Origin of the sequence: Niastella koreensis GR20-10 (assembly GCF_000246855.1) — a bacterium.
GTDB classification, from domain to species: domain Bacteria; phylum Bacteroidota; class Bacteroidia; order Chitinophagales; family Chitinophagaceae; genus Niastella; species Niastella koreensis.
The window spans coordinates 2,939,007-2,955,468 of the sequence record NC_016609.1 but is presented as its reverse complement, the minus strand read 5'-3'; the positions used below and the strand labels follow the sequence as shown (position 1 = coordinate 2,955,468).

Below are 16,462 nucleotides of genomic sequence, written 5' to 3'. Positions count from 1 at the left end.
ATTTAGTGCTGAAAATAACGGGTCTACTTCCACTAAATCTGTAGGAATGCGTTTTCAAATGTCGATTGTCTTGCTGCTGCTGCTGCCGTTCTCGCTTGCTGTTGTTGCTCAGAGTGAGCATTATAATTTTTCCAAACTCGATATTCATACAGGACTGTCTCATAACCAGGTAAATGCCATTCTTAAAGATGGCGACGGATTTTTATGGTTTGGCACCATGTGGGGATTAGACCGTTTTGATGGTTATTCTTTTAAGATCTTCAGTAAAAAACCGGGTGACAGCACCTCCCTGTACGACAATTTTGTGCTCCGGCTGGCAGAGCTTCCCGGTGGCAAAATGTGGGTATTAACAAGAAGTAATCCCTGTATTTATGATTCCCATACCGAAAAATTCGATTCAGATTATAATAGCTATTTGAAAGCGCTTGGCTTACCCGCCGGTAACGTGTTAAATATTGTAAAAGGGAACAAGGGAAGATACTGGTTTTTATACGATACGCTCGACCTTTACCAGTACTCGGCCACAGAAAAGAAAGTAAAACCCTTCAGGCCCGGTTTTATCTACAACCCGGCCCAAAAGATCACGGCCGTTCAGGAAACAAAAGATGGCAAATTATGGCTGGTGTATCAAAATGGCCTATTACAGCAGTATGATATTGCTTCCAATAAGCTCATTTTCTCCTCCACCGCTTTTCAAAAACTCACCCCAGGTAACAATTCGCACAATCTTTTTGTAGATGGGGAGGGCGACCTGTGGTTGTGGCATTTCGATTATGGGGCTGTTTATTACAACCCCCGCGATAATTCCATAAAACAGTTTAACGAAAGTTCAATACCGGCAAAATTAACTTCCAACCTCGTAAGCCAGATCGTACAGGACAACAACGGGTTAATTTGGGTAGCCACCGACCACGGCGGGGTGACCCTGATAGATAAAAAAAATAATTTCAGCACCAGTTACCTGTTGAATAACCCCAAAGACCCCAACAGCATCAGTCAAAACAGTATTAATGCCTTGTATAAAGATGATAATGGCATTGTTTGGCTGGGCACCTATAAGCAGGGGGTAAATTATTTTAATGGCAACATCGTAACGTTTCCCCGTTATCACCACCAGGAATCAAATACCAAAAGCATTCAATACGACGATGTGAACCGCTTTGTAGAGGATAAATGGGGCAATCTATGGATCGGCACCAATGGCGGCGGATTGATCTATTTTGACCGCAGGAACAATACCTTCAAACAATACCAGCACGATCCTGCCAACAAGAACAGCCTGAGCAGTAACGTAATTGTAAGCCTGTGCATCGATCATGAAGGCATACTCTGGGTGGGTACTTATTTTGGCGGCCTCAACAGTTATGATGGCAAAACATTCAGGCATTACAGGCATAACGAGAAGGATCCGCTCAGCCTGGCAAACGATAATGTATGGGAAATTTGTGAAGACCGCAACCGGCAGTTGTGGATAGGGACGCTGGGCAGCGGGCTCGACAAATTTGACCGCGCCGCCGGCCATTTTGAACATTTTACCTATAAAGGAATTGAGCGCAGTCCCGTACCGCTTACTTTTATTTCTGCCATGCTTCAGGACAGTAAAGGTAATTTATGGATCGGGAGCGCCTTTGGCATCGTGGTGCTGGAAAAAAATAAAACGGCCCCGGTATTTTATTATCATACCAACGATAAAACAAGTTTAAGCCATAATAATGTCTTCAGTTTTCTCGAAGACAGCAGGGGGCGGATGTGGGTGGTCACCCGCGAAGGGCTGAACCTGTTTAACGAGCAAACAAAGACCTTCCGGGTATTTACTGCTGCCGACGGGTTACCGCATAATATGATCCTCGAAATGCTGGAAGATGACCGCGGTACCTTCTGGCTTTCTACCCCCAACGGTTTATACAATGCTATACCACAGCAAAAAGAAAAGGGACTATCCTTTTCCCTGGTTGGGTACGATGAATCGAATAACCTGCAGAACCGCGAGTTCAACGAAAATGCGGCGTTAAAAACAAAGGCCGGCGAACTGATCTTTGGCGGGCCCTCCGGTTTTAATATCATAGACCCCGATAAAATTCAGAAACCCGTTTACCATCCGGGAATTGTTTTCACCGGTTTGCAGATCCTGAATAACAATGTGGAACCGGGTGAATCGATCGATGACCGCATACTGTTAAAGCAATCTTTAACCCGGCTGCAAAGCATCGACCTTCTCTATAAAGAAAATGTTTTTTCCATTGAATTTGCATCGCCCGGTATGGAGCACGGCGCCCCGGATAAGTACGCCTACATGATGCAGGGGTTTAATGCCGACTGGCTGTATACCGATGGCGATCACCGAAGGGCTACTTATACCAACCTCGATCCCGGCCATTATACCTTTAAAGTAAAAGTGCAGAATGGCGATGGCACCTGGAGTGCCGAAAAAACCTTACAGGTGAATATTAAGCCGCCCTTCTGGCGAACGCCGCTGGCCTATCTCATTTATACCCTGGTGGTGGCCGTAATACTGCTGTTCGCGAGGCGCATAGTGCTGGAAAGGATCCATATGCGCTATGAAGTTAAACAACAGCGAAGAGAGGCGGAACGGGCACATGCACTCGAACAGTTAAAAACAAAATTCTTTACCAATGTGAGTCATGAGTTCCGTACACCGCTGAGCCTCATCATCGCTCCTTTAGACAGGATCATTAAAAATACAACAGACGACGAGCAGAAAAAACAATTGAACCTGGTGCAGCGAAATGCAAAACGCTTATTGAACCTCGTTAACCAGCTCCTCGATTTCAGGAAAATGGAGGTACAGGAAGTAAAATTACATCCGGCGATAGGCGATATCATCCGGTTTAGTGAAGACGTGAGCCATTCATTTATGGATATTGCAGAAAAGAAGGGCATTCAGTTTTCCTTCTCCTCCAATGTAACCAGCCTGGAAATTTATTTTGATAAAGATAAAATTGAAAAGATCCTGTTCAACCTGCTTTCCAACGCATTTAAATACACGCACGATAACGGGCAGGTAAGTATTAACCTGGTGTACAATGCGCGTGACAATAATGAAGGCGATGGAACGCTGGCCATAGAAGTAAAAGACACCGGGATAGGAATTCCGGCCGATAAACAGGAAAAGATCTTTGAACGGTTCTTTCAAACAGATGTGCCGGCAAGCATGGCCAACCAGGGCACCGGCATTGGACTGGCCATTACAAAGGAGTTTGTAAAACTGCACAATGGAATTATAACCGTAAAAAGCGAACCGGAACAAGGGACCTGTTTCACGGTTTTATTGCCTGCCAAAAAGTTCTATGAACCTGCAGTACGTCCGGCAGGGGCTTCCATCCCGGTGCAGGATATGGAAGAGCTGATGGCGGAAGAAGGCAAAAAGACCGATAAAAAGAAAACGGTCATAATAGTAGAAGACAATGAAGACCTTCGGTTTTATTTGAAAGACAACCTGAATGGGCAATACCATGTGGAAGAAGCCATAAACGGAAAGGAAGGGTGGGAAAAAATAAAGCAGCTGAATCCCGACCTGGTGGTGAGCGATATTATGATGCCCCTGATGGACGGCATTGAACTGGCCCGGAAAATTAAGACCGAAACGCAAACAGCCCATATTCCCATTATTTTGCTGACTGCCATGGGCAGCGAAGAAAAGCAACTCGAAGGCCTGAAGGTGGGCGTAAACGATTACATTACCAAACCGTTCACTTTCGAGATCCTGGCCTCCCGCATCAGGAACCTGCTGGCCCAGCAAAAATTATTACAGAAAAAGTTCCAGAAACAAATTGAGGTGAACCCGGCAGAAATAACGGTCACCTCTGTTGATGAAAAATTTTTAAAACAGGCGCTGGAGGTGGTTGAAAAACAAATTGACAACCCCGATTTTTCCGTAGAGGACATCAGCCGCGATATGTGTATGAACCGGGTTACCTTTTACCGGAAGATCCTTTCGCTTACCGGCAAAACGCCCCTGGAATTTATCCGGTCTATCCGCCTCAAAAGGGCTGCCCAGTTATTGGAAAAAAGCGGGCTGTCGGTTGCCGAGATCGCCTACGAGGTAGGATTCAATAGTCCCAAGGTATTCACCAAATTTTTTAAAGAAGAGTTCAAAGTGCCGCCTTCCCAGTACGCGGCGGGTAAAAATGAAAAAGACGACCTGTAAGGTGCACTTGATTAGCCTGACCTGTCAGGTGGACTTGTGCACCTGACAGGTCAGCCATCGAAGGTCCACCTTACAGGTCAGCCTCCTGCAACAATTCATCCCCCATTCTGCAACAATTGACTCCCCCTGTTAAGCACGCAGACCAATAGTTTTACAGCTTAAATATCTGATATAAGATTGCTGTATATGAAACGACTCCTGCTGCCGGCCCTTTTATTTTTTTACCACATTGTTACTGCCCAAACCGGCTTTGTACGAACAAGACCATTCAATGATAGCTGGAAATTTTTTTTAGGCGATGCGCCTGCGGCGGAACCTTCTTTCCGGGACGACAGCTGGCGAAAATTAAAACTGCCCCACGACTGGAGCATTGAATTGCCCTTTGACAGTACAAGCCCAACCGGTACAGGCGGCGGCGCTTTGCGTGGCGGCATCGGCTGGTACCGGAAAACATTTACCATTCCTGCCACGGAAAAGGGCAGGAGGATAGCCATTTTATTCGACGGGGTTTATCGCAACAGCGAAGTGTGGATCAATGGCCATTCCCTGGGCAAAAGACCGAATGGGTATATTTCTTTTGAATACGACCTGACCAGTTATGTAAAATACGGCACTACGCCCAATGTAATTGCCGTGCGCGTGGACAATTCGCAACAGCCCAATAGCCGCTGGTACAGCGGTTCGGGCATTTATCGCAACGTATGGCTAACCATTACTGATAAAACATATATAACCTGCTGGGGAACGTATATTACCACCCCGCAGGTTTCTGAAAAAAAGGCGACCGTGAACCTGCAGCTAACCGTTCAGGTTCCGGCGGAAAAAAAGCAGGCCCTTGCAGCGGCTACTACCATATATAACAACTTTGGAAAGGAGATGGCGACGATTACCACCGGCGTTCCTGCAATGCAGGATACGCCGGTAACGGTAAATCAGCAACTGGTGGTGGCCAATCCTTCACTGTGGTCAGTTGACAATCCTTATTTATACAGGGCGGTTACCCGCCTCATTTCCAATGGGAAGATCGTAGATGAGTACACGACCCCTTTTGGCATCCGGTATTTTTCGTTCGACGCGGATAAAGGGTTTTTCCTGAATGGAAAGCCCGTGAAGATAACCGGGGTTTGCAATCACCACGACCTCGGCTGCCTGGGAACGGCGGTGAACACCAGGGCGTTGGAACGGCAGCTGCAGATCCTGAAAGGCATGGGCATCAATGGCATTCGCACCTCGCATAACCCGCCCGCGCCCGAGTTGCTTACCCTTTGCGATAAAATGGGCTTTATTGTAATGGATGAAGCGTTTGATATGTGGAAACGGGAAAAGAACAAATATGATTATCATCTTGATTTTGATGCCTGGTATAAAAAAGACCTTACCGATCAGCTGCTGAGAGACCGCAACCACCCGGCTGTGTTTATCTGGAGTGTGGGCAACGAGATCCAGGAACAATGGAAAGCCAACAATGATACCAGCGGGGCCGCCATTTTGCGCGAGCTGCAGCAGATCGTAAAATCGATGGACAACCGGCCCACCGTTACGGCCAATAACGACCCCAATGCCTATAACGTATTGTTGCAGGCCAATGCTACAGATCTCATCGGATACAATTACAATCATGACAAATGGAGCGCCGCCGCAGTACAAAAAGCCTGGGGCCGCAAACCCTTTATAATAACCGAATCGGTGTCGGCATTGCAAACACGCGGCCATTACGACATGCCTTCGGACAGCATGCGCCGCTGGCCCCAACGCTGGGACCTGCCCGTTGAAAATGCCAATGCCGATCTTACCTGTTCGGCCTACGAAAATTGCTCGGCGCCCTGGGGCGCCACCCATATGGAAATACTAAAGGAATTTTTAAAGAATGACAATATAAGCGGCATGTACATCTGGACGGGGTTCGACTACATAGGTGAACCCACGCCCTATCCCTGGCCCGCACGCAGTTCTTATTTTGGCATTGTTGACCTGGCCGGGTTTCCCAAAGACGCTTATTATTTATACCAGAGCGTGCTTACCAGTAAGCCCATGCTGCACCTGTTCCCGCATTGGAACTGGAAACCGGGACAAACGGTTGACCTATGGGCGTATTACAACAATGCCGATGAAATTGAATTATTCATCAATGGGCAATCACAGGGTGTAAAAAGAAAGACCGGCGACGACCTGCATGTGATGTGGCGGGTAACTTATGAACCAGGTATCGTAAAAGCGGTGTCGCGTAAGAATGGAAAAGTGATAATGACGAAAGAAATAAAAACGGCCGGGGCGCCCGCAAAGATTGTGCTCACTCCCGACAGGAATATTATCAAGGCAAATGGCGACGACCTTTCTTTCGTAACCGTGAAGGTGGTTGATAAGAACGGCACCGTGGTGCCTGATGCCGGTAACCTGGTAACATTCAACATCAAAGGAGGCGGCGTGATTGCAGGCGTTGATAACGGGTTGCAAACTGATCTTTCTTCCTTCAAAGCCAATACAAAAAACGCATTCAACGGCCTGGCGCTGGCGGTAGTGCAATCGAAAAGCAAAGCGGGGGATATTATGCTCTCAGCTACCGCAGCAGGATTGCAGGGCGCCACTACCATTATACATGCCAGATAGAATAAGTAATATGAGATATAAGAACAGATCGATGAAAACATATCTTTCCGCATTTTTATTATTGATGGCTGGTGCAGCCCATGCACAACCCGGGACCCTGAACTCGAAACTCGGAACTCGGAACTCTGAACCCGGAACTCTGAACTCGAAACCTGGAACTCTGAACCCGGTACCCGGAACCAGGAACTCTAATGGCACGGAGCAAAAGATCCAGGCGCTGATCGGCCAAATGACCCTGCCCGAAAAAGTGAGCCTGCTGCATGGCAATTCAAAATTTTATGTAGGCGGCATAAAACGGCTGGGCATTCCCGAATGGGCCACCAGCGACGGGCCCCATGGCGTTAGGGCCGAAATAAACCGGCACAACTGGGGTTATGCGGGCTGGACAAATGATTCCGCCACCTGTTTTCCGCCGGGAACTGCCCTGGCAGCCACCTGGAACCCGGCGCTGGCGTATAACCGCGGTTTGGTGTTGGGCGAAGAAGCCCGCTACCGGAAAAAAGACGTGTTGCTGGGCCCTGGCATCAACATCATTCGTTCACCCTTGTGCGGCCGCAACTTTGAATACATGAGCGAAGATCCTTTGCTGGTATCAAGAATGGCCGTTGCTTATATAAAAGCGTTGCAAACAAAAGACGTGGCGGCCAGCGTAAAACACTGGCTGGCCAATAACCAGGAAACACACCGCGACTCAATTGATGTGACGATGAGTGAAAGGGCTTTGCGCGAAATTTATTTACCGGCCTTTAAAGCCTCCGTTATGGAAGGCGGCGCCTATACCGTGATGGCCGCTTATAACCGGTTCAGAGGCGAATGGTGCTCGGAAAATGAGTACCTGAACCGGCAGCTGCTTCGTAAAGAATTTGGTTTTACCGGCGTTCTCATGACCGATTGGTCGGCGGCGCATACCACGGTAAAAGCTGCGCTAACCGGGCTCGACCTGGAAATGGGTACCGATAAAAATGATTACAACGAATGGTATTTCGCCGATCCGTTAATTAAAGCAGTACAGGAAGGAAAAGTGCCCGTATCGGTGGTGGATGAAAAAGTGGCGAACGTATTGCGGGTAATGTACCGTACAAAAATGTTCGATGAGAACAACCGCGCAAAAGGCGCTATGAATACCCGCGAACATCAGCAGGCGGCGTATAATTCCGCTGCCGAGGCGGCGGTGTTATTGCAGAACAATGGAAAACTGTTGCCGCTGCATTTCGATAAAATAAGCTCCATTGCCGTTATTGGCGACAATGCCACCCGTAAACATTGCAACGGCGGTTTGAGCTCTGAAATTAAAACGCTGTATGAAATAACGCCCCTGCAGGCCCTGCAGCAGAAATTTGGCGCAACCCTTAAGATAAATTATGCACCCGGGTACGAAAAGCAATCCACGTTCCGGGAGGGTAATAATTCCGGCCAGTCAGGTACAGCCCAGGTGAACTGGAAACTGATCGACGAAGCGGTGGCTGTTGCCCGGCAATCGGATGTAGTGCTTTTCTTCGGTGGACTGAACCATGATTTTGATACGGAGTCTTCCGATAAACAAACGATGGACCTTCCTTACGGACAGGAAGTGCTGATCCAGGAGATTGCCAAAGCAAATCCCAAAACCGTAGTGGTTATTATTGCCGGCTCGCCCGTGCAATTAACCGGCATCGTGAATCGCGTGCCGGCTATTGTATGGAGCTGGTTTGGCGGCATGGAAGCAGGCAATGCAGTGGCCGATGTATTGAGCGGCAAGGTAAATCCTTCGGGCAAACTGCCATTCACCATCCCGGTATCGTTGGCGCAATCGCCCGCCCATGCCCTGGGTAATTATCCCGGCCGTGACCTGAAAGTAAATTATGAAGAAGACATCCTGGTAGGCTATCGCTGGTTTGATACCAAAAACATGCAGCCGCAATTTCCTTTTGGGTATGGGCTGTCGTATACTGATTTTTCCATCGGCCATATGCTGACCGATAAAACAAGCTATAGCAAAAATGACAGCATCAGGGTAACCTGCACCATTAAAAATACCGGCCCTGTGTACGGCGCCGAAGTAGTGCAGTTATACGTAAGCGATCCCGTTTGTTCGGTATTGCGGCCGCAGAAAGAATTGAAAGCATTTGAGAAAGTGTTTTTGAAACCCGGTGAAACAAAAACAGTGAGCATGAACGTGAAAGTGGCCGACCTGGCATTTTATGATGAGTCAAAAAAAGCATGGAACACCGAAGCCGGCGAGTATATTTTGCAGGTAGGCAATTCATCGCGTACTATTATTCAAAAAGTAAAAATTTCAGTTCAATAAACAATGCGTACCCATTTTTTTATAGCGGCATTATTTTTATTCCCTTCACGTGGTAAGGCGCAGCTCACCCTGCCAAAGGTCTTTGGCGATAGTATGGTGTTACAAAGAGACATTGCCATCCCGGTTTGGGGAACCTCCAGCACCGGATCGCAGGTAACAGGGCAGTTAGGAACAGTGCACGCCACTGCAAAGACCGGCAAAGACGGGAAGTGGATGCTTCGTTTTCCAAGGTTCACTGCCGGCGGCCCTTATACGCTTACAATAGCGGAGCAGGGAAAGCCCGGTACTGCCATTGTGTTAAAGGGAATTTTGATCGGTGATGTGTGGGTGGCATCGGGCCAGTCGAATATGGAGTTGGAAGTGCAACAGGCCGCAGACGCCCGCCGGGAAATAGAGAAAGCCGGGTTTCCACAGATCAGGTTGTTGAAGGTGGAGCAAGATAAAAAACTAACGCCGCAGGCAGACATCCGGGCAGGTAAATGGAAAGTGTGTGATTCGGCCAGTGTAAAGTCATTCTCGGCAGTGGGCTATTTTTTCGCGCGTAAACTGCACGGCGATCAACATGTTCCCATTGGTATTATTCAAAGTACCTGGGGTGGAACGCCGGTGGAAGCCTGGACAAGCAGGGAAATGTTGCTGACCTCGCCAATCACCAAAGCAAAAACGCTCAGTAACGATACACTTAAATTTGACCGGGAAGATTTTATAAAAGACAGTTTAAGCTGGGTGCGCATTTGGGACATTGTATACAATCCGCAGAACAATGCCAATAAAATATTCCCCGCTGTTGAATACAATGATGCAGACTGGACACCCATTGAAATGCCCCGGGTGCTGAAGGATTTTGGAATTGGTTATTACGAAGGAATGGTTTGGCTGCGGAAAAAGATCTCGCTGCCCGAATCGTTTGCCGGGAAAGCGCTGACCATTAACCTGGGTCATCCTGAAATGAACTACTCCCTGTATGTGAACGGGCAGGAGGTCTGTAAAAATATCTGGAATTCAAATGCCACGCATGCTTTTACGATCCCGGCCGGGCTGGTAAAAAGCGGGGAAAATACCATTGCCATAAGGGTGGCCATGTTATGGGGCGGCGGCGGTTTGAATTTGCCGGCCGATGACCTGTATCTTACTGACGGATCTTCAAAAATTTCTTTAGCAGGGAAATGGTTGTATAAGAAAGACCTGGAGACCGCTTTCCCGAAAATACTCAACTATCAGTATTACCCCACGGTGCTCTTCAATGCCATGATAAACCCGCTTATTCCTTATGGCATAAAAGGATTTATCTGGTACCAGGGCGAGGCGAATGCACCGGCCGCTTACGATTACCGCACCTTGTTTCCCATGCTTATCAAAGACTGGCGGCAACGCTGGCAGCAGGACAATGTGCCGTTCCTGTTTGTGCAGTTAGCCAATTTTATGAAAACAAAACCGCTCCCTGGTGAAAGTGAATGGGCCGAATTGCGGGAAGCGCAAACAATGACCTTGTCGCTGCCGAACACGGGCATGGCATGCATCATTGATATTGGGGAAGCAAATGATATTCATCCAAAGAACAAACAGGAAGCAGGCCGCCGCCTGGCGCTGGCAGCCAATAAACTCGTGTACAAACAGAACCTTATCTCATCCGGCCCCCTGTATAAAAGTTTTCAACGGCAGGGCAATCGCATCCGCATTAATTTTACCAATACGGGCGCCGGCCTGTCAACAAAAGATGGGAAAGAAGTGACTGGCTTCGCCATTGCCGGAAATGACCATACATTTTATTGGGCGAAAGCCCTCATTGAAGGTGATCACGTGATCGTATCTGCCGACAGCGTTCCGGAACCGGTAGCCGTGCGCTATGCCTGGGCAGATAATCCCGAATGTAACCTGGTGAATTCAGAAAAACTTCCGGCTGTCCCTTTCAGGACAGATACATGGAAAGGAATTACCCAAAAATAAAACCGGCTGCAAAAAATGAAGAAGATCGCATACTTTCCGCTGTTGATCGTGTTGATGCTCCTGGCATCAGGAGCAACCGCACAGAAAATTGATAACGCCAGAATTCCTTTCGATTTTGACTGGCGGTTTGCAGAGAACGATCAAAGCGGAGCGGAGCAGCCTGCATTTGACGATTCCAAATGGCGCTTACTGGATGTGCCGCATGATTTCAGTATTGAACATCCTTTCGATTCTGCCAACGCTACGGGGCCGGGTGGGGGATATGCGCACAGTGGTATCGGCTGGTACCGGAAGCATTTCAAAACAGGGCAGCAATTTAGCGGCAAACTGGTTTGGATCCTGTTCGACGGAGTATATCGCAACAGCGAGGTATGGATCAATGGACGTTCCCTGGGTATTCGCCCCTATGGGTATTCTTCCTTTTATTATGACCTCACCCCGTATGTAAAACCGGCAGGCCAGGATAATATCATCGCAGTAAAGGTAAACACCACCGAACAACCCAATTCAAGATGGTATACCGGCTCGGGCATTTACCGGCATGTATGGCTGATGGCAAAGAACAAACTGCATCTTGACCAATGGGGTGTTTTTGCCCGCACCCTGGAAGCCGGTAATGACAAAGCCAGCGTTCATATGTCAATAGCATTGAGCAACGATAGTGACGTTGAACAACCTTGTACGGTAATTACAAAATTTATCGGGGCAGGCGGCAAAGAGGCCGGAATGGCCCAAACGGCAATGAAAGCCATACGCGGGCAGTCGGCCATTGAACAACAGATCAGCCTTTACAAACCTGTATTGTGGTCTGTTGAACAACCTAATTTATACCGGGTACAGGTAGAAGTGCGAAAAGCTGGGATGGTGGTTGATCAGTATTCCTTACCCTTTGGCATAAGGACCGCGCATTTTGATGCTAACAGGGGTTTGCTGCTAAATGGCAAACACGTGAAATTAAAAGGCGTGAACAATCATCACGATGGCGGGCCATTGGGCGCCGCTGTACCGGATGCCACGTACAAACGCCGCCTGCAATTATTAAAAAACATGGGTTGCAATGCGCTGCGCATGAGCCACAACCCACCCTCGCCGGAATTACTGGCGTATGCAGACAGCCTGGGCTTTTTGGTGATAGACGAGATCTTTGATGAATGGATGGATGGGAAAACGCCGGCCGGTTATGCACCGCAATTTGCAACCTGGTACCAGCAGGATGTAGCCAACTGGATCAAACGCGACCGCAACCATCCTTCTGTTATTGCCTGGAGCATTGGCAACGAAGTAAGAGAGCAATACAACAAGGAAAATGCATTAAGGATCACTAAAATGCTCATAGATGCTTCCCGCACCTACGATACTACGCGCCCCTTTACCGCGGCCTGTAACGAAATTGTGAATGTGAATGCTTTTGGTATGGGCGATCTGCTCGGGATAGTGGGGTACAATTACCAGGAGGCTCATTATAAACCCGACCATGAAAAATATCCCAACCGCGTGATCTTTGGTACAGAAACAGTGATGTATCCATACCATCCTGGCGATTGCAACCAATTGCATTCCTACGAACAATGGCTGGAGGGCCAGTTGAAAGATTATGTGGCCGGCGAGTTTTTGTGGACGGGTTTCGATTACCTGGGCGAATCGGGCATTGGCGACGTAGGTACCGGCTGTGAGTTCTGGAAAAAATGGCCCACCTGGCCCTGGCGCGGCGCGGATTGCGGGGTGATTGATATGTGTGATTTTCCAAAACCTGCGTATTGGTTCAGGAAAGCGCTTTGGAATAACGAACCCATGGTGCATATAGCCGTACAAACCGATCCATCGGCAAGGAACAGGGAGCTATGCTCTTTCTGGAACTGGCCTAAAGTACAAACGCACTGGAACCACAACCGCAAAGGCGATACCCTGGCGGTGCATGTATATACCAATGTACCCGAAGTAGAACTGAAATTGAATGGAAGGTCTTTGGGCACACGTAAATGGGATTTAACAAACGAAGCCTTTTTATTTTGGGAAGTGCCCTATGAACCAGGCAAACTGGAAGCCATTGGAAAAACGGCAGCTGGAAAAAAAGTTACCTTTGCTGTTGAAACCGCAGGAGATCCGGCCTATATAAAATTGTCGCCCGACAGGAAAAGACTAAAAGCAAACCGGCAGGATGTGTGTTATGTGGGGGTGCAGCTGCTCGATGCCAGGGGTGTGCCTGTACCCTTTACCCCCGGCAAGCCGGGGCAGGCTGGCAATAACATCACATTCAACGTAAGCGGCGCCGGTAAACTCGCTGCCGTAGGCAACGGCGATCAGCAAAGCCATACCCCGTTGAAAGGAAGCACAATGGAAGTCTGGCAGGGAAAATGTTTGGCCATTGTACAATCAACTGACAAAAAAGGAAAAATAACCATTACCGCAAGCAGCGGAAATCTTCCGATAGCAACAGCTGAATTGGAAGCGGAATAATAAACCTGGTGAAAATCATCCGCTTGCAACATTTCTTACCATAATCTGCAACAATCGGTTCCTATATGTTTCGCCGCATGGGGATAGCTTTACACTATCCGTTTAACGATTGATTGTTTATATGAAACTACGAACACTGTTATCAGGGTTATTCAACATTATTGTCATAAATACATTATTGGCAGCAGCTCCCCCTGCTTACAAAACAACGCCCGACGGCGTAATAATTTATACCGATCCGCTTGTTACCGGTACCTCCAATGCGGTTAAGCTGGAGGTGATCACCGATAATATTATAAGAGTGATCGCAGCCCCTGAAAAAGACATTACCTCCACTGAAAGTTTGATCACCGTTTATAAAAAAAGGCCCGACCTTTTCTGGAATGTGATTCCATCAAAAGAAAGTATAACAGTAAAAACAAAAAGGCTCACGGCTGTTGTTGACCTTAAAACAGGCGCTGTTTCTTTCCGGGATGCAAAGGGTGAAAAGATCCTGGCCGAAAAACAGGCATTGGGCCGGCATTTTGAGCCTGCGGTGTTTGATGGCAAACGCTGTTTTACCCTGGAGCAAACTTTTGAAACCATGCCCGACGATGCCTGGTATGGATTGGGCCAGCACCAGGACGGGATCTATAATTACAGAGGACAACAGGTGCAGTTCTTTCAAAACAATACTGAGGTGGCCATTCCTTTTTTGATCTCACGTAAAAATTATGGCATCCTTTGGGATAATTATTCATTGACCACTGCAGGCGATACCAGGCCGCTTCACCCCCTTGCATCTTTACAATTGTTCTCAAAGCAGGGAGAGGCAGGCTGGTTAACAGCTTCCTATTCCAACGACAAACGACATCCACAACAGGTAAATCTTGAAAGGGCGGAAACCAGCATTGATATGCCCTTCCTGGGCGATTCAAAGATACAGCTTCCTGCAGGCTTTACACCTGCAACAGGCGTGGTCTCCTGGGAAGGCAGCGTGGCCAGCTATCTCACCGGTCTTCATCAATTCCGGTTCACAGTTGGTGGTTCGCTGAAAGTTTGGCTCAACGGAAAACTGGTACTGGACCACTGGCGGAAGGCCTGGAACCCGGCGCCGGTATTGGTGCCCTTCTATTTAAATAAGGGAGAAAAGATACCGGTTAAAATTGAATGGACCCCCGAAGGCGGCGAATCCTATCTTTCCCTGAAATGGCAGGAGCCATTGAGCGCAGCTGCGCAAAACAGCTTTGGATTTTTGTCCGAAGCGGGCCGGCAGATAGACTATTATTTTATCTACGGCAACGATATGGATGAGGTGATCTCCGGTTACCGCGATCTTACAGGCAAAGCGCCGATAGTTCCCAAATGGGCATTGGGTTTTTGGCAAAGCCGCGAGCGGTATAAAACGCAGGCCGAGATTCTTTCGACCGTTGATGAATTCAGAAAAAGAAAAATTCCCATCGATAATATAGTACTGGACTGGAGCTACTGGAAAGAAGCGGGATGGGGCAGCCAGGAGTTTGATGAAACCCGTTTTCCTTCGCCCGACAGTATGATTAATGTATTGCACCAAAAATACAATACCCACCTGATGATTTCGGTATGGCCCAAGTTTTATGAAGGCATACCCACCTACAATGAGTTTGATAAAAAAGGCTGGTTGTATAAAAGAAATATTGCCGACAGCCAACGGGACTGGATAGGCAAAGGATATGTTTCCACTTTTTATGATGCATTCAATGCAGAAGCCCGGAAAGGGTTCTGGAATTTGATCAGCGATAAAATTTACAGCAAAGGCATCGATGCGTGGTGGATGGATGCCAGCGAACCCGATATACTTTCGAATGTAAGTCCTGAAAGAAGAAAATTGCAGATGACGCCCACTGCCTTAGGCCCTGCCGCCGAATACCTGAATGCCTATCCTTTGCAAAATGCAAAAGGTATTTATGAAGGACAACGTTCACAGGACCCTGATAAACGGGTGTTCCTGCTCACCCGTTCGGGTTATGCAGGCTCGCAACGTTATGCAGCCGCTATCTGGAGCGGTGATATTGGCGCTACCTGGCGCGATTTGAAGAACCAGATCACTGCAGGCGTCAATTTCTCTATGTCGGGGCTTCCTTACTGGACCATGGACATTGGCGGTTTTGTAGTGCCGGAAAAATTTGAAAATCCCAATGCAGAAAGCCTGGAAGAATGGCGGGAGTTGAATGCCCGCTGGTACCAGTTTGGCGCATTCGTGCCTTTGTTCCGGGCGCACGGACAGTTCCCTTACCGGGAGGTCTATAATATTGCGCCCGATGATCATGCTGCCTACAAAAGCATTCTTTACTACGATAACCTGCGGTACCGCCTGTTGCCTTATATCTATTCCCTGGCCGGGGCCGCTTACCATGAAAACAGCACCATCATGCGCGGGCTGGTAATGGACTTTGCAAAAGACACAGCGGTTGCCAACACCGGAGACCAATACATGTTCGGTCCTTCCCTGCTTATAAACCCGGTGTACAATTATAAACAACGCAACCGCGAATTGTATTTGCCCAAATGCGCAGGCTGGTACGACCTGTATTCAGGCAAATGGTATGCAGGCGGTCAGCATATCAACGCCGAAGCGCCCTATGAGCGCATGCCTGTTTTTGTAAAAGCGGGTTCCATCATACCCTTTGGGCCGGCGTTGCAGTACACTTCGCAAAAACCGGCCGATACCATCACCCTGAACGTGTATGCCGGGGCAGATGCCTCCTTCAACCTGTATGAAGATGAAGGCACCAATTACAATTACGAAAAAGGCGCGTTCTCCATCATTCCCATAAAATATAACGAAGCAACAAAAACAATTACCATCGATGATCGTAAAGGCTCGTTCAATGGCATGCTGCAGAATAGAACATTTCATATCAATGTCATAACGACTAAAGAACCAAAGAGTCTTAACCTGGAAGTAAGAGGCGATAAAGAAGTGTTGTATGATGGGAAAAAGGCAGTGATAAAATTGTAGTTAAGTTAAACAATTA

At 48.0% G+C, this 16,462-nt stretch carries 6 protein-coding genes; all 6 read left to right on the top strand.

What is annotated here, in order from left to right:
- Positions 1-46 precede the first annotated feature (46 nt).
- Positions 47-4,168: a two-component regulator propeller domain-containing protein gene (locus NIAKO_RS11785; protein ID WP_014218643.1), complete on the top strand. Its 4,122-nt coding sequence runs from the start codon at positions 47-49 to the stop codon at positions 4,166-4,168.
- A 186-nt stretch (positions 4,169-4,354) separates the two neighbouring features.
- A complete protein-coding gene (locus NIAKO_RS11780; protein WP_014218642.1) occupies positions 4,355-6,775 on the top strand; it encodes a glycoside hydrolase family 2 TIM barrel-domain containing protein in 2,421 nt (806 codons plus the stop codon).
- Between the two features lie 31 nt (positions 6,776-6,806).
- Positions 6,807-9,062 carry a glycoside hydrolase family 3 C-terminal domain-containing protein gene (locus NIAKO_RS11775; RefSeq protein WP_014218641.1) on the top strand — a complete coding sequence of 752 codons (2,256 nt, stop codon included), beginning with the start codon at positions 6,807-6,809 and terminating at the stop codon, positions 9,060-9,062.
- Between the two features lie 3 nt (positions 9,063-9,065).
- Positions 9,066-11,009 (top strand): sialate O-acetylesterase, encoded by a 1,944-nt coding sequence (locus NIAKO_RS11770; protein ID WP_014218640.1) that lies wholly within the window; start codon positions 9,066-9,068, stop codon positions 11,007-11,009.
- Positions 11,010-11,024: 15 nt separating this feature from the next.
- The gene (locus NIAKO_RS11765) at positions 11,025-13,466 is read left to right on the top strand and encodes a glycoside hydrolase family 2 TIM barrel-domain containing protein (RefSeq protein WP_014218639.1); all 2,442 of its coding nucleotides are present in this window, start codon (positions 11,025-11,027) and stop codon (positions 13,464-13,466) included.
- 121 nt (positions 13,467-13,587) lie between these two features.
- Positions 13,588-16,446: a TIM-barrel domain-containing protein gene (locus NIAKO_RS11760; RefSeq protein WP_014218638.1), complete on the top strand. Its 2,859-nt coding sequence runs from the start codon at positions 13,588-13,590 to the stop codon at positions 16,444-16,446.
- The last annotated feature ends 16 nt before the right edge of the window (positions 16,447-16,462 follow it).